This window comes from Tardiphaga sp. 709 (assembly GCF_032401055.1).
GTDB lineage: Bacteria > Pseudomonadota > Alphaproteobacteria > Rhizobiales > Xanthobacteraceae > Tardiphaga.
Genome location: NZ_CP135529.1, coordinates 2476381 through 2491772, shown reverse-complemented (window position 1 = coordinate 2491772; position 15392 = coordinate 2476381). Strand labels below are relative to the sequence as shown.

Annotated in this window: 15 protein-coding genes and 1 tRNA gene; 6 read left to right on the top strand and 10 right to left on the bottom strand. The window is 62.4% G+C overall.

The genetic code is table 11. The features are described 5' to 3' along the window. Positions 1 to 111: 111 nt before the first annotated feature. The 8 genes from RSO67_RS12365 to RSO67_RS12330 form a co-directional block, all read right to left on the bottom strand. A tRNA-Gln gene (locus RSO67_RS12365) sits at positions 112 to 186 on the bottom strand. A 310-nt stretch (positions 187 to 496) separates the two neighbouring features. Further along, on the bottom strand, positions 497 to 2155 hold the full coding sequence (locus RSO67_RS12360; protein WP_315843694.1) for a urocanate hydratase: 1659 nt from the start codon (positions 2153 to 2155) through the stop codon (positions 497 to 499). A gap of 19 nt (positions 2156 to 2174) precedes the next feature. Continuing rightward, on the bottom strand, positions 2175 to 3263 hold the full coding sequence (locus RSO67_RS12355) for a DUF917 domain-containing protein (RefSeq protein ID WP_315843693.1): 1089 nt from the start codon (positions 3261 to 3263) through the stop codon (positions 2175 to 2177). Between the two features lie 64 nt (positions 3264 to 3327). Next, positions 3328 to 4707, bottom strand: a complete 1380-nt coding sequence (locus RSO67_RS12350) for a dihydroorotase family protein (RefSeq protein WP_315843692.1) — start codon at positions 4705 to 4707, stop codon at positions 3328 to 3330. Positions 4708 to 4771: 64 nt separating this feature from the next. After that, the gene (locus RSO67_RS12345; protein WP_089266064.1) at positions 4772 to 5431 is read right to left on the bottom strand and encodes an amino acid ABC transporter permease; all 660 of its coding nucleotides are present in this window, start codon (positions 5429 to 5431) and stop codon (positions 4772 to 4774) included. After that, the gene (locus RSO67_RS12340) at positions 5431 to 6132 is read right to left on the bottom strand and encodes an amino acid ABC transporter permease (protein ID WP_315843691.1); all 702 of its coding nucleotides are present in this window, start codon (positions 6130 to 6132) and stop codon (positions 5431 to 5433) included. Before RSO67_RS12340 ends, RSO67_RS12345 begins: the two co-directional genes overlap by 1 nt. A gap of 3 nt (positions 6133 to 6135) precedes the next feature. Beyond that, positions 6136 to 6897 (bottom strand): amino acid ABC transporter ATP-binding protein, encoded by a 762-nt coding sequence (locus RSO67_RS12335; protein WP_315843690.1) that lies wholly within the window; start codon positions 6895 to 6897, stop codon positions 6136 to 6138. Next, positions 6894 to 7727 carry a transporter substrate-binding domain-containing protein gene (locus RSO67_RS12330; RefSeq protein WP_315843689.1) on the bottom strand — a complete coding sequence of 278 codons (834 nt, stop codon included), beginning with the start codon at positions 7725 to 7727 and terminating at the stop codon, positions 6894 to 6896. The genes RSO67_RS12335 and RSO67_RS12330 overlap by 4 nt, the downstream gene beginning before the upstream one ends. Before the next feature lie 167 nt (positions 7728 to 7894). Between RSO67_RS12330 and RSO67_RS12325 the strand changes: the two genes are divergently transcribed. From RSO67_RS12325 to RSO67_RS12300, 6 genes are all read left to right on the top strand, one after another. Beyond that, on the top strand, positions 7895 to 9115 hold the full coding sequence (locus RSO67_RS12325) for a LysR family transcriptional regulator (RefSeq protein ID WP_315843688.1): 1221 nt from the start codon (positions 7895 to 7897) through the stop codon (positions 9113 to 9115). A 178-nt stretch (positions 9116 to 9293) separates the two neighbouring features. Then, a complete protein-coding gene (locus RSO67_RS12320; RefSeq protein ID WP_315843687.1) occupies positions 9294 to 10502 on the top strand; it encodes an ABC transporter substrate-binding protein in 1209 nt (402 codons plus the stop codon). Between the two features lie 155 nt (positions 10503 to 10657). After that, a complete protein-coding gene (locus RSO67_RS12315; protein ID WP_315843686.1) occupies positions 10658 to 11530 on the top strand; it encodes a branched-chain amino acid ABC transporter permease in 873 nt (290 codons plus the stop codon). A 1-nt stretch (position 11531) separates the two neighbouring features. Beyond that, positions 11532 to 12536: a branched-chain amino acid ABC transporter permease gene (locus tag RSO67_RS12310; protein WP_315843685.1), complete on the top strand. Its 1005-nt coding sequence runs from the start codon at positions 11532 to 11534 to the stop codon at positions 12534 to 12536. Continuing rightward, positions 12529 to 13287, top strand: coding sequence for an ABC transporter ATP-binding protein (locus RSO67_RS12305; RefSeq protein ID WP_315843684.1), 759 nt, complete (start codon positions 12529 to 12531; stop codon positions 13285 to 13287). Before RSO67_RS12310 ends, RSO67_RS12305 begins: the two co-directional genes overlap by 8 nt. After that, a complete protein-coding gene (locus RSO67_RS12300) occupies positions 13284 to 13994 on the top strand; it encodes an ABC transporter ATP-binding protein (RefSeq protein ID WP_315843683.1) in 711 nt (236 codons plus the stop codon). The genes RSO67_RS12305 and RSO67_RS12300 overlap by 4 nt, the downstream gene beginning before the upstream one ends. A 4-nt stretch (positions 13995 to 13998) precedes the next feature. Here RSO67_RS12300 and RSO67_RS12295 read toward each other — a convergent pair whose 3' ends face one another. Together RSO67_RS12295 and RSO67_RS12290 are read right to left on the bottom strand one after the other, a co-directional pair. Continuing rightward, entirely contained in the window at positions 13999 to 14472 is a 474-nt protein-coding gene (locus RSO67_RS12295) for a hypothetical protein (RefSeq protein WP_315843682.1), read from the bottom strand. Continuing rightward, complete coding sequence (locus RSO67_RS12290; protein WP_093756981.1) at positions 14469 to 15380, bottom strand: helix-turn-helix transcriptional regulator; 912 nt, start codon at positions 15378 to 15380, stop codon at positions 14469 to 14471. The genes RSO67_RS12295 and RSO67_RS12290 overlap by 4 nt, the downstream gene beginning before the upstream one ends. Between the last annotated feature and the right edge of the window lie 12 nt (positions 15381 to 15392).

Genomic DNA, 15392 nt, shown 5'->3' with positions numbered 1-15392 from the left:
TGGCCACTCCGAGGAACGCATTAGCAACGAGTTGTCAGGATGGGCAGGGGATGAGTTGTCAGAATGGATTCCGGTGAAAATCCATAACCATCTGATAATATTGTGAAATATTGGCTGGGGCGGGAGGGATCGAACCTCCGAATGGGGGAATCAAAATCCCCTGCCTTACCGCTTGGCTACGCCCCAACGGCCAAGGCGACAACAGGCGGGCTGGGCCCGCGGATCGCTTTGGCTCCGTGGGTCTATAGAGAGAGCTGCGCAATTTCAACCACCTGCCAGCGGTGTTCCCCGCTTCCGGATGCGACTGACTTTTGTGCAATTGGGGTGTCGGCTTCTGCCGGTGTGCGTGAGCCCCTGACGCCCTGAATTTTCCGATTTTCGCGGTCGCATATTAGACGACAAGGCCTGTGAGCTCGCCCAAGGCGACGTTCCCGAAGCCTGTCCGTAGGCGCGGGCTCTCGCCAGCACGCCATAGAATGTGTTCGGAACGACCGTTCTAGAGTTGTATATGCGGGACGTGCTTGAGCGAGACCTCATCGAGGGCCTCGCCATACCCGGCATCCGCGTAGCGGATGACGCCGAGGCCCGTGTCGTTGTCGAGGCTCATGGCGAGTCGTTCTGCCGCGGCGGCCGTGCCGTCGGCGATCAGGGTGACCCCGGCGCTGGTCATGTAGCCGGCATAACCTCCGCCGCCGGAGTGGACGGCGACGAGATCGGCCTGGGACGAACATAATGCCATGGCGTCGAGCAGTGGCCAGTCGGCGATGGCATCGGAGCCGTCGCGCATGTTCTCGGTCATGATGTTCGGATGCGCCATGCCGGCGGCATCGAGATGATCGCGCGAGAAGGCGACCGGTCCCCTGAGCGTGCCACTGGCGACGAGTTCATTCACGCCCAACGCCAGTTCGCTGCGCTCGCCATGGCCGAGCCAGGCGATGCGTGCCGGCAAGCCTTCGAAAGGCACGTATTGGCGCGCGAGCTTGATCCAGTTGGAGACGATCTGGTTGTCGCCGAACAGGCGCAGGACGAGATCGTCGATGGCACGGATATCGTCGGGATCGCCCGACAGCGCCATCCAGCGGAACGGACCGATGGCGCGTGCAAATAGCGGGCGCAGATAGGCTTCGGTGAAGATCGGGATATCGAAGGCATTTGTGACGCCGCCTTCCTTGGCGTGAGTGCGAATGAGATTGCCGTTGTCGAACACTTCCGCGCCGCGCGCCTGGAAGGTCAGCATCGCGCGCACATGGTCGACAATCGACGCGCGGCTCTCCTTCATCAATTGTTCTGGCGCTGTCTTGCGCATGACGCGCGCTTCCTCGAGTGAGCGCGTGCGCGGCACATAACCGTAGACGAGATCGTGGGCTGCGGTCTGGTCGGTCACTACATCGGGGATGACGCCGCGCCGGGCGATTTCCGGATAGATATCGGCGGCATTGCCGACAAGACCGACCGACAACGCGCGACGCTCCGCCTTCGCGGCGGCGATCATCTCCAGCGCTGAATCAAGGTCGGGGGCGATCACTTCGAGATAGCCGATCTCCTTGCGCTTGCGCGCCCGTTCCGGATCGATGTCGACGGTGAGGATCGCGGCGCCGGCCATGCGCCCGGCGAGCGGCTGCGAGCCGCCCATGCCGCCGAGCCCGGCGGTGAGGACGAAGCGCCCGGCGAGCGTGCCGCCGAAGCGACGTTCGGCGATGCGCATGAAGATCTCGTAGGTGCCCTGAATGACGCCCTGCGAGCCGATATATTGCCACGCGCCGGCCGTGAGTCCGCCCCAGCAGATCAGACCCTTGCGTTCGAGTTCGTAGAAGATCTCGGCCTTGGCCCATTGTCCTACGATGTTGCAATTCGCCATGATGACCAGCGGCGCCTTGGCGTGGGTGCGCAGCAGGCCGACCGGCTTGCCGGACTGAATGACCAGGGTCTGGTCTTCCTCCATGGTCGTCAGCGCCTGCACGATGGCCTTGTGTGCGGGCCAGTTACGGGCCGCGCGCCCCAGCGCCGCATAGACGACGAGATTCGACGGATCCTCACCGACCGCGAGCACGTTTTCCAGAAGCCGCAACAGACCTTCCTGCCGCCAGCCCTTGGCGCGCAGCGTTGGGCCGCCAGGAATCGGAAAATCGGGGTGCCGTGGATTCGCTGATGTCATGGCGGACTCCTGTCGTGTCTCAGGCCAGTGCGTAGCGTGCGATCTCGATGCCCATGGCGCGTTCGACAGAGGGATAGACCGCCGGATCCTTGACGCTGGAGGCGAGCGGAATGATCGTCTTTGGCACATGGAACAGATGCACGTTCATGCCGACTTCGAGATGGCCGACGCTCATCGGCTCCGCATCGTCGGACAGCGTCGCGATGATGTCGGGGAAGGTCGCGAGACGATTGCCCGATGCATCGACGATGGCCATGTATTCGTTCATCACATGCAGCGTGATGGCGCGGTCGCCTTCGCCGATGATCAGCGTGCCGATGTCGAAGGCTTCTGGCGTATAGACCACATTCTTCGCCGTGATCTTGCCGCTGCCGATGATCGCGCCGCCGGTGTCCTTGCAGATCGCGTCGATCACGGCAGACGGACCTTTGGACTCGGCGGCGAGGATGGCTTCGCCGAGGCGCAGCGCGAGCGAGATGCCGCCCAGAGCGGCGTTGTCGCGCACATAGGACGCGCGAACCGGATTGCGGCAGGATGCAATGAAACCGCCGGACATGTCGCCGGCGGTACGCAGGATCGGCGACACCTTGGCGGTGGCGCCCCGCACGGTGAGCTCGATATAGCGGTTCTCGGCGCGGTTGCCGCCGGCGGCTGTCTGGATCATCGGCTCGGGCGAGCCGGCAAGACCGATCGAGCCCATGTCGCCGGTCGGATGCGCGCGCATGTCGCCGACGGCATCGACCACCTTGGTGCCGAGCAGGGCCGATGGCAGCCACGCATTCATGGTGGACGACTTGCCATTCTGGCCGATGATGAGGCCTTTCAGCGGTTCACCCAGCGCATCCTGCAGCAGTTGCACCGCGCGGACGTAATCCTTGCCCTGCATCTCCCAGGCGGTGGTCGACGCCGGCGCGCCGATCGCGGCTGCAGTGGCCACCCAGTCGTCGTCGTCGAGTTCGTCGATCGACACGAGTTCGGGCTTGCCGACGAGAATGGCGGCGCGGCCGAGCATGCGCCCGTGATCCGCCCAGCCGCCGCCACCGGCAGCGTAGACACCGCCGCCGCGCACGGCGGCTTCAATATCGCGTTCGGTCAGAATACGTCCCATCGGAATGTCTCCTCGGCAGATGTTCTTGTGTTCGATATGTGGTCGGTGATCGGAACGGCGGGCGTCACGCCACCGGAAGTCGCTCTGGGAGAAGCAGCGGCGGCCGCACGAATTGTCCGCTGCCGGGCTCGGCGAGAACCTTGCTGCCGTCGAAGGCAAGCTGGCCGCGCACGTAGGTCGCAGCAACGGTCCATGGCAGCGTGATGCCGTTATAGGGCGACCAGCCGACGACGTTGTTGCCGCTCGCTGCGGCATCGTAGATGACGGGCTTGTCCACCAGCACGGTGATGTCGGCGTCGAGGCCGGGCGCCAGCGCGCCCTTGCGATCGTCGATGCGGAAGTGCCGTGCCGGATTGAATGACATCAGCTTCGCGGCATGGGTCAGCGGCAATTCGCGTTCGACGAGGCCCTTTACCAGCAGCGGCACCATGGCCTCCAAGCCGGGGACGCCCGACGCGTTGGCGAGCATGTCCGGATTGATCTTGCGATCCTCCGACCAACTGACGTGATCGGTCGAGACCAGCGAGACGCGTCCGGCTGCAAGCTCTGCCCAGAGCGCCTCGACATCGGCACGCGGGCGCACCGGCGGATTGATCTTGGCCTTGCCGCCGAGGCGGGAGACGTCATTCTCCTCGTCGAGCACGAGATAGTGGATGCAGCATTCCACCGTGGCGTGATGACCCTCGGAGCGATACCACGCCGCAATATCGTAACCGCGCGCGACAGAACAATGCACCACATGGGCGGGACAACCGGTCTCGGCGCCGGTCTCATAGATCTGCAGCATCGCCAGAATTTCGGCGAGCGGCGGGCGCGACATGGCATGCGCGCGCCAGTCGGTGATGCCTTTTGCCTTCACCTTGGCGACGGCATCGCGGATGAATTCGTCGTCCTCGTTGTGCACGCCGGCGGCGAGGCCAGTCGGCGCAATGGCGGCGAAACAATCGGCGAGCAGCGGCGCGGGGATGCGCGGAAAGCGCTTCGGGTCAGTGCCGAAGGTGGAGAACTTGAAGGCGGCGACGCCGGCCTTGGCCTGTTCGACAATGCGCGCCGGACCCTCCTCGGGGTCGATAGTGCCATAGAGCGCGAAATCCACGCGCGCCTGTTTGCTCGCATGGGCAATCTTGCGCTCGACTGCAGCAGCCGAGCAGACCAGATCGCCTTCGTCATAGGGCATGTCGACGATGGTGGTCACGCCGCCGGCTGCGGCGGACCGCGTCGACCACACGAAGTCTTCCTGATTGCGCTGCGACAGCGAGTGGACCTGTGCGTCGATGGCGCCCGGCAGGATCATGCCGGACTTGAAATCCTGCCGCTCGCGTGCGGCGGGCGGCGTGCCTTCGCCGACGGCACCCACGCGCCCGTCGCGGACCGCGACCCAGCCGTTCTCGATGATGCTGTCGTGACCGATCACCTTGCCGGTGAGAACCAGATCGAAATCCATGTGCAACTCCACATTCGCCGCCGGTACGCCGGCTTGTCGTGATGGTCCCGCGGGACCGTATGTCCTAGAGCCTGTGTTCCAGCCGCGCGATCAGCCGCACGACCGGCAACAGCAGGAGCAGATAGATGATGGCCGCGAGGATCAGCGGCGATGAGTTGTAAGTGAGCGAGCGCGCCAGATTGGCGGAATGCAGCAGCTCCGGCACCGAGATGACGCTGGCCAGCGTCGTGAGCTTCACCAGCTCGACCGTGTTCGAGAGCAGATCGGGCAGCACGTTCCGGATCGCCTGCGGCAGCGTCACGTAAAGCAATGTCTGTGTGGCAGAGAGTCCGGTCGACCGCGCGGCCTCGCGCTGGCCCTTCGGCACGCTAACCATGCCTGCGCGATAGATCTCGCCGTAGTAGCTCGCCGAATTGATCAGGAAGGCGACGGCGACTGCCACCAGCGCGGGCACGCGCAGTCCAATGAAGGGCAGGCCCGCGTAAACGAAGACCAGCAGCACCAGCGGCGGAAAGGCACGGAAGAAGTCGACGGCGGCGATCGCCGGCCAGCGCAGCAGGCGATAGGGGCTGGTGGTCAGCAACATCACGAGGATACCGCTGACGAGGCCGATCGGGATCAGGAACGAGCACAGCAGAAGCGTCTGCAGCAGTCCCTGCAGCAGGAACGGCGCAACCTTCGCCATGACGTCGAGATTGAAGAATTCCTGCGTGAACTGCTCCATCAGTGCTCACCCCACCGATAGTTGCGTTCGAGTGTACGGGAGGCGATCACGAGCGGGATGAACACCAGCACATAGAGCAGGGCGCCCATGGTGAGCGGCGTCGCATTGGCGGACATCGACAGCGCGGAATTGGCGCGGCCAAGAATCTCGTTGACGCCGATGGCGCTGCCGAGTGCGAGGTTCTTGGTGATGGAGATGGCGCGATTGGTCAGCGGCGGAATGCCAAGGCGAACGGCCTGCGGCAGGATCACGTAACGCAGGGTTTGCGCGAAAGTGAGGCCCGTGGAGCGCGCGGCCAGCCATTGGCCCTTGGGTACCGAGGTGATGCCGGCCCAGAAGATCTCTTCGGCAAAGGCTGCAAGCACCGCGCCGAGGGACATCCACAGCACGATGAGGCTGGGCAGGACGATGCCGATATTGGGAAATCCGAAGAACAGGACCAGGATGATCGCCAATGGCGGCAGCGAGCGGAAGATATCGACGAACACGATGATGAGAAAATTGACCGGTTTCCAACCGATTGCACGCAAGGCGGCGAGGCAGAACCCAGCACCGATACCTGTGATGACCACTGCGAGGCCGGCAAGAATGGTAACGCCGGCGCCCTGCAAAATCTCCCAGCCATACTTCATCGCGATATCCGCGTTGAAGAAGGTGAAGACGAAGCGGTCCCAGTTGCTCATCGCGTCGGCGGCGGCCATGGCCTAGTGCCTGATCTGCGCGAGAAAACGTTTGGTACGTTCTTCCTGCGGCCGCAGGAAGATGTCTTCGGCACTGCCTTGCTCGATGACGAGACCGCCATCGAGGAATACGACCTTGTCGGCGGCTTCGCGGGCGAAATTCATCTCGTGGCTGGCGATAACCATGGTGATGCCGCGGTCGCGGAGGTCCTTCACGACAGCGAGCACGCTGCCGACCAGTTCCGGGTCGAGCGCCGAGGTCGGCTCGTCCATCAGGATGATCTTGGGATTGAGCGCGAGCGAACGCGCGATGCCGATGCGTTGCTGCTGTCCGCCGGAGAGTTGCGCAGGATAGGCGGCCGCCTTGTCGGGCAGGCCCACCAGCGCCAGCATCTCCGCGGCGCGAGTGTTGGCGTCAGTGGTGCTCATGCCGGCCACCTTGCGCAGGGCCAGCGTGATGTTCTTCTGCACGGTGAGGTGCGGATAGAGATTGAAGCTCTGGAATACCATGCCGATCTGTCGCCGCGCGGCATTGATATCGGTGCGCGGCGACAGCAGGTCGACATTGTCCATGATGATGGAGCCGCCATCCGGCTCCTCCAGACGATTGCAACAGCGCAGCAAGGTACTCTTGCCTGAGCCGGATGGGCCGATCAGAAAGACCAGCTTGCCCGGCTCGACCAAAAGATCGACGCCCTTCAGGACTTCTGTGGTGCCGAAGCTCTTCCGGACGCCGCGTGCTTCGAGCAGATAGCGGGGCACAGGCGCTGCTGCTGCCGAACTCATGAACAGGTCGGTTTCTGCTCGGCCGGGTCATAGCCGGCAACGCCCGGTGCGCCATAGCCGGGATAGATGGTGGTGGTCGCCGAACCGGCCTCCGGCTCGACACCGAACCACTTCACGTAGAGTTTCTTCAGCGTGCCATCCTGCTTCATGCAGACCAGCGCGTCTTCGAGCTTGTTACGCAATTCAGTATTGCCGTTGCGCAGCGGCATGCTCCAGACGAGGCCCGTCTTGTAGAGAAAGGCATTCTTCAGCCGCGGATTGTTCTTCACGATCCAGGCAACGACGGTGGCGGCCGAGATGTTGGCGTCCGCACGGCCGGCGAGCACGGCCTGCGCCGCGTCGGTGCTGGTGGCGAAGGATTCCGACTTCCAGCCATATTTGGCGGCATTGTCGTTGACCCATTTCTCGTAGATCGCGCCTTTCTGCACGGCGATGGTCTTGCCGGAGAGATCTTCGAGCTTGGTGATGGGAGGTGCCGAAGCCAGCGTCATGAAACGATAGTCGGCGTCGACGAAGCCTTCCATGAACAGCAACTGCTGCGCACGCTCGGGCGTGACGGTGACCACAGCGGCGAGGAAGTCGTAGGTGCCGGCCTGAAGCGCCGGAAGGAGACCGGCGAATTGCGCGCCTTCCACCGTGATCGGGCGCTTGATGCGCTTCGACATCTCATCGACGACGTCGATATTGAAGCCTTCGAGGCCGCCCGACAGTTTGGGCATCGCATGCGGCGCGAAGGTTGAGTCGATCGCAGACTTCAGCGGTTCCTGCGACTGCGCGAATGCGGGGCTGGCCAAAGCCAGAAGCCCGGCGGCAACGATCATTGCTTTCATCGAACACCTCCATTGGCGCGGCCAGGCCAAGCCGGCATCTGGCTTCCGCGGTCCCTGTTATGAAAGCTAACGCAATTGCGCATCGGGGGGATATCCCATTTGATGGACATCCTATACGCTCTCGCTGCAGCGCGGAAAAATCGACTACAGACCCGGATGACAATGGAATGGACATTGCGACCTTGGTGATGACCGCCGTGGTGCTTCGTTGCGGCAATGTGCGTGAGGCCGCGCGTCAACTTGGACGCGCACCCAGTACGCTCTCGGCAGCGGTGAAACGGTTCGAGCGCTCCATTGCGGCGCCACTGCTGAATCGCGTGGGTGCGGCGAGCTTTCTCACGCTCGAGGCACGGCGAATGCTGGATGAGATTGAAGCCGCCGCGGATATAGCGATGGGGATGATCGCGCCCGATAGGGCAGGCGATGTAGCACGGGCTTTCTGCGCCGAGTGTGATGTCAGTCTCACGGCCTTGCAGCGTGTCGCATTGGTTGCGGAAACCGGCAGCGTACGCCGTGCCGCACGCATCATTCGTCTCGGTCAGCCGCAGCTCGCGCGACAGATTGCACGCGTTGAAGATGAACTCGGCAGTGTGTTGTTTTATCGCTCCCGTATCGGTGTCACGCCGACGCCGGCATGCCAATTGCTGGTCACGTCGTTGGCTGAACTTGAAAAAGCCATGCAGCGACTGTCACGGCGTGCGCGTGAGCGTTTTCGTTCGACCAATGCCACGATCAGGCTCGGGGCGGTGATGCCGCTCGGTCACGAAAGCAATGTCGCGCGGCTGCTGGCCTTTCTCGTCGCAGCCTGGCAGCGGGATCGGCCGACGCAGCCGCTGTTCGTCACCAATGGTACGGCAGAGGATCTGCTCACCGGCTTGAAGGACAAGCGCTGCGATGTGGCGCTGATCGACAGCGATACGATCCCGGCAGATGTCTCGTCTCGCGCGCTGGTGCGATCGAAGCTTGTGGTCGTCGGCGCGCGCGCGGTGCTGGGTGACCAGCCCGATGTCGTGCAGGTGCTTCGGCAACAGCCGCTAGCGCTACCCAGCCGACGCACGGGACTCGGGCAAGCCGCGCACAAACTGCTGGCGCAATTGCTGCCTCAGGCAGAGATAGATGCGCTGACCATCACGGAAATCGACTCGATCCCGATCATCGCCAATCTGATGCTGGATTTCGGCTTCGTCTCGGTGCTCCCCGAAAGCGCGCTCGTCTCGTTCGATGCACGCCTCGTGGCGCTGCCGGTTGATCCCGGGCTTGAACTTATCCTGTCGCTGGTCTGGGTGCAGACCGAAGGCGCGCGGCGCGGCGCCCGCTCCATTCTTGCTGCCCTGCGCAACTATGCGCCGGCAACGCCAGCAGCCGCCATGATGGTCAACAGCGATTGATTTGAATGAGCTTGGCTACTCGTTGGCGTTGACTATGAATTATAATTCTTGATCTTTTCCAATTTCGTGCATTATGCTGCAGAGATGCGAACGCGAGGGCAATGCTCACGCCTGGCGTCAATCTGCATTGGTAGGCCGGATCAACCGGTCATCAATTATTCCGAGGGGAGACGAGCCGATGACCACCAAGGGGTTTCTGCGTCCGTTGACGCGGCGCGCCATGCTGTCCGGGACCGCCGGTGCAGCAACATTCATTGCGACGTCGCCGCTTCATAGCCCGGCCATCGCGCAGAACGCGCCGTTGAAGGTGGGGATGATGCTTCCCTACACCGGGACCTATGCGAAGCTCGGCCAATTCATCGATGATGGTTTCCGCCTCTATGTCGAACAGAAGGGCGGCAAGCTCGGCGGCCGCGATATTGCGTTCGTGCAGGTGGACGATGAATCGAAGCCGGAAGCAGCCACCGACAACATGAACCGGCTGGTCGGCCGCGAGAAGGCTGACGTCGTTGTCGGCACCGTTCATTCCGGCGTCGCCATGGCCATGGTCAAGGTCGCGCGCGACACCAAGACACTGCTGATCATTCCGAATGCCGGCGCCAATGACGCGACGGGTCCTGCTTGCGCGCCGAACATCTTCCGCACGTCGTTCTCGAACTGGCAGAGCACCTACCCGATGGGCAAGGTGATGGCCGATGCCGGCATCAAAAACGTGGTCACGATCACATGGCGTTACACGGCCGGTGCCGAGATGATCGGCGCCTTCGCTGAAAACTTCACCAAGAACGGCGGCAAGATCGTCGCGGACCTGACGGTGCCATTTCCAGAGGTGGAATTTCAGGCACTGATCACGCAGATCGCGCAGTTGAAGCCCGATGCCGTGTTCAGCTTCTTTGCAGGCGGTGGCGCGGTGAAGTTCGTCAAGGATTATGCGGCGGCGGGCCTGAACAAGACCATCCCGCTTTATGGCGCAGGCTTTCTGACCGACGGCACCATCGAAGCGCAGGGTGAAGCCGCCAAGGGTATCAGGACGACGCTGCATTACGCGGACAATCTCGATAATCCCGCCAATCTCGCCTTCCTCAAAGCCTTCAAGGCCAAGACAGGCAAGGACGGCGATATCTACGCCGTACAGGGCTACGATGGCGCGGCGCTGCTGGATATCGGGCTGACGGCTGTCGGCGGCGACTTCAATGCGCGCGACAAGATGATCGCGGCAATGGGAGCTGCGAAGATCGACAGCCCGCGCGGGTCGCTGTCCTTCAACAAGGCGCATAACCCGATCCAGAACATCTATCTGCGCGAGGTCCGCAACGGGCGTAACGAGATGATCTCGATCGCCCAGGCCGATGTCGACGATCCCGCGCGGGGCTGTAAGATGACCTGAAGCATCGTTGCGCGGTCTGTCGATGAAGATCGAATCGTCGAAGCCTGTTGCGCGCAAGGCCGTCCGTGACGGAGGTGTTACTGCGCAGGAAGGTACGCCCTCATGCTTGATTGCGCCGGCGACTGAAGGTGGCCCGCCGTGGTTGGATTGATCTGATGGACCTCATCACACTAGGCGTTCAGTTGCTGAATGCGGTTCAGTACGGCGCGGTCCTGTTCCTTGTCGCGAGCGGTCTGACACTGGTGTTCGGCATCCTGGGGGTCATCAATCTCGCCCATGGCGCGTTCTATATGCTCGGCGCCTATCTGGCTTACTGGATCACGTTGATGACTGGCAGTTTTGTTGTCGCCCTGCTTGTCGGCGTACTGGTTGCCTTTGTAGTCGGCATTCTGCTTGAGACCGTCTTCGTTCGTCTTCTCTATGGCCGGGATCATCTGGCACAGGTGCTGCTCAGCTTCGGCCTTATCCTGGTGATCGACGAAGTCAGGCAGTTGCTGTTCGGCAAGGACGTGCACGCGGTCGCCCCACCCGCGTGGTTGTCGGGGTCGATCCAGCTGACTGACAACCTGTCCTATCCGCTTTACCGGCTGGCGATCTGTGTGTTCTGCCTAATAGTGGCACTCGTCATCTTCTTCGTGATCGCGCGCACAAAAATCGGCATGATCGTGCGGGCAGGTTCGGAAAATCGCGAGATGGCGCGCGTGCTCGGCATCAAGTTCGACCGGGTCAATCGCTACGTCTTCGCCGCCGGCATCGCGCTGGCGGCGCTCGGCGGCATCCTGATCGCGCCGATCTCGACAGTGTTTCCCGGCATGGGGGATGGCATGCTGATCCTGTCCTTTGTCGTGGTCGTGCTCGGCGGCATCGGTTCGGTCGCTGGCGCAGCCGTCGGAGCACTGCTGATCGGCCTCACGGATACGTTCGGAAAGGTGTTCTTTCCCAGCGTCTCCAGCATTCTGATCTATGTGGTGATGGCAGCCGTGTTGCTGTGGCGGCCCAGTGGAATTCTCGGACGCCAGGATGCTTGATATGAGCATGCCCAATCTGCGGGTCCGATTGTTCGGCATCGCCTGTATGGCTATGGCGATTGCGCTGCCATTCTGCGTATCGACCTATTACACGCAATTCTTTGCCAAGGCGCTCATCATGGGCATGCTGGCCATGTCACTGAATCTCGTGGTCGGCCATGGCGGTCTGGTGAGCCTGTGCCATGCCGCCTTTTTCGGCCTCGCCGGATATGTACTTGCGCTGTTGTCGCCTCGTTATGATGCGGCGTCGCTGTTAACGACGCTTCCGATTGCGATCCTGTGCTCCGGCACTGCGGCCCTGCTGATAGGCGCACTGGTACTGCGCACCCGCGGCGTCTATTTCATCATGGTGACGCTCGCCTTTGGCGAGATGCTGTTCTTCTTCTTCCACGATACCAAATTCGCGGGTGGGTCGGACGGCATCTCCATCAACATCCGGCCCGAGATCGCCATTGCCGGCCGCCAATTGCTCGATCTCGACAAGCCCATGACTTTCTACTTTGTCGTGCTGGGTTTCCTGGTGGGTGTGATTTCACTGCTCACAATGGTGCTCCGCTCATCTTTCGGGCGGGCGCTGGCGGCATCCCGGGACAATGAGCGCCGGGCGCGGTCGCTCGGCTTTCCGATCTTTCGCCTCCGCCTGACGGCGTTCACCCTGTCTGGCGCGCTGGCGGGCGTTGCCGGCTATCTGGCCGCGGCCCAGTTCGGCTTCGTCGCGCCGCAGATGCTGGGATGGCACCAGTCGGCGACAATCCTGGTCATGGTGCTGATCGGCGGCCTGCGCTCGGTCACCGGGCCGCTGGTCGGTGCGCTGGTTCTGATCGGCATGGAAGAAGTGCTGAAGGCGCATCTCGACAACTGGAAGCTTGTCGAAGGTTTGATCATCATCGGCATCGTAATCCTGCTGCCCAATGGTGTCCGGCAGATCTGGTCGATGGTGTTCGGGGCGTCGCCGCAACGCGCGGCCGAGATGAAGTCTGCAGCCGCGGAGGCTCGTCATGCATGACGTTGCGCTGCGTGCCGCTGGATTGCAGAAGCGTTTCGGAGGCTTGCTGGCCGTCTCCGATGTGTCGATCGATATTCGCGCCGGCGAGATCCACGCGGTGATCGGCCCGAACGGTGCCGGGAAATCCACGCTGATCAATCTGCTGGCCGGCGAACTTCTGCCAACCTCGGGTGAGGTCTTGTTGAATGGCGTGGATATCACCTCCTTGTCGCCGGATCACCGCGCGCGCGCTGGCCTCGGCCGCGCCTATCAGAAGACGACGTTGTTTGCGCAATTCAGCGTTCATGAGAATGTGCGTCTTGCGGCGCAGGCTCGTTCAACCGCGCCGCTCCGGATGTTTGGCGGCACGCGGTCCGACCGGCCATATCTCCAGTTGGTCACCGATGCGATCGACCGGGTCGGGTTATCCGCACGCTCGCAGATCGTTGCCGATAAACTGAGTCACGGCGAACAGCGCCAGCTCGAAATCGCGATGGTGCTGGCGACCAATCCGCAGGTCATTCTGCTCGACGAGCCGCTGGCCGGCATGGGACCATCGGAGGCGCGGGGCATCATCGGATTGATTGCGTCGCTGAAGGCTGACCGTGCGCTGCTGGTGGTGGAGCACGACATGGATGCGGTGTTCGAACTCGCGGACCGGTTGACGGTGATGCAGGACGGCCGTGTCATCGCCACAGGTTTGCCGCAGGACGTGCGCGTGGATCCCGGCGTGCGTGCCGCCTATCTCGGTGCTGATAGAAGCATCGCATGATGACCTTGCTGGAGGTGGAAAAGCTCGATGCGTTTTATGGCGCTAGCCAGATTCTGCACGGCATCGATCTGACCTTCGCGCCGGGCGAGCAGGTGGCGTTGATCGGTCGCAATGGCATGGGCAAGACCACGCTGCTGCGTTCGCTGATGGGATTGATGCCGCTTTGTCGCGGCAGTTTGCGCTTCCACGGCCATGATATCCGCAATGCAGCGCCCGAGACGATCGCGCGATGCGGCATGGCGCTGGTGCCGGAGGGGCGGGGCATTTTCGGTTCGCTGTCGGTCACCGAAAATCTGGTGATGGCTGCGCGACCAGGAAATCACGGGCGTCAATCCTGGACCCTGCCGAAAATCTTCGAGCTGTTTCCGCGTCTGCATGAACGCCGCAATAATGGAGGGCATCAGTTGTCGGGAGGTGAGCAGCAGATGCTGACCATCGGTCGCGCGCTGATGACCAATCCCGATATGATCATGATCGATGAGGCCACGGAAGGCTTGGCGCCGCTGGTGGCGCAGTCGATCTGGCAAACGCTGGCGATCGTCCGGGGCGAGGGCATCGCGACCATCGTCGTTGACAAGGATTTTCGGAGTCTCGCGAAAGTCGCCGACCGAATGGTGATCCTGTCAAAGGGCTGCGTGGTGTTCGACGGAACGCCGGCTGCACTGGCTGCGCAGCCGGACGTGCTGGAGCGTCATCTCGGCGTTTGAGCGATCAGGCCACGACGACGGTCAACGCATCGTCGTTGGCCGCAAGAATATTGTCAGAAAGCGGCTCCGGCCATTGCACCACGAGGCGGCCGAACAGATCGTTGAGTTCTTCCCGTTCAATGGCGTCGTAAAAACAGGGCGTCGTGGCGCGCGCGATGAAGCTGTGCAGCAGGTGCGCGGCGTCGTAGTCATAGACGATGTCGCCGGGAACGCTTCCCGGTCTGCGCAGCAGGAAGGTTCGCAGGCTTGTCAGGCGTGCCTGCCCGCCGTCTGTTGCGGCAAAGGAGAGCACGGCTGCCTGATGCGCAATGCGTGGGCCGTCCTGCATCCGGTCATACATCGGCAGCGCATTGGCGCTGATGACATCGGCGAGATCGCGGAAATCGTTTGAGACGTCTTCGGAATGCAGGGTATTGCGGATCGCCATGACACCGACGGGATCGAAGCCGCGTGCTTGCAGAAGCTCGCCCAATGTCACGACGCAGCGCTTCTCAGCCCGAAAGCCTGGGCATTGGTGTTCAACACACGCGACACCGCGCCGACCAGCTGCGCTGCAGCCTTGTCCTTGCTGAGGCCGGCCGTATCGACAATGGCGGATGCGCGGGAATAAAGCGGTTCGCGGCTCAGCAGGATTGTGCGCAATTCCTGCATAGCGGAGCGGTCGTCGGCCATCGGGCGCAAGTCACCCTGGCGGCGGACGCGCGCCATATGTTCTTCGGGCTTGGCCTTGAGCCAGATTGTGTAGAACGACGACAATACGCGATCGAAGGTCACAGGTTCCGAGACGATGCCGCCGCCGGTCGCAAGGACGATGGGCTCCTTGCGTCCCAGCAGGCCGTTCAGCGCGGCCTGTTCCATGCGACGAAAGCCCTCCTGTCCATAGAGCGCGATGATCTCGGCGACCGATAGTCCGTTGTGCTGCTCGATCTCCTTATTGAGCTCGACGAAGCTCCAGCCGATCTTGTCCGCCAGCAATTTCCCAAGCGTCGATTTTCCGGCGCCGCGCAGCCCGATCAGGGCGATGCCGCTGAATGACATATAATTCTGGAACTGACCGTTCCCGCGTCCGGCGAGAACGTCCTTGGCCTGGGCGATCTGGTTCGGTGTCGCGTTGCGAACGAGGTCGCGAATGACCGGCCACTCCGTTGTCGGTTCGTCCGCCGGAATCAGATCTTCGAGATGGGCGCCCATGGCGCCGGATACCCGGCGCAGCAGCACGATAGACACGTTGCCCTTGCCGCTTTCCAGTTGCGCGATGTAGCGCTCCGAAATCCCCGACACTTTCGCCAGTACCTTTCGCGACATGCCGCGCAGGCCGCGCATGGTGCGGACACGCTGACCGAGCTGTTCAAGAAAGGCGGTTTCGGGATCGGCCTGGTCGGTCATGTGGCGTGCGTG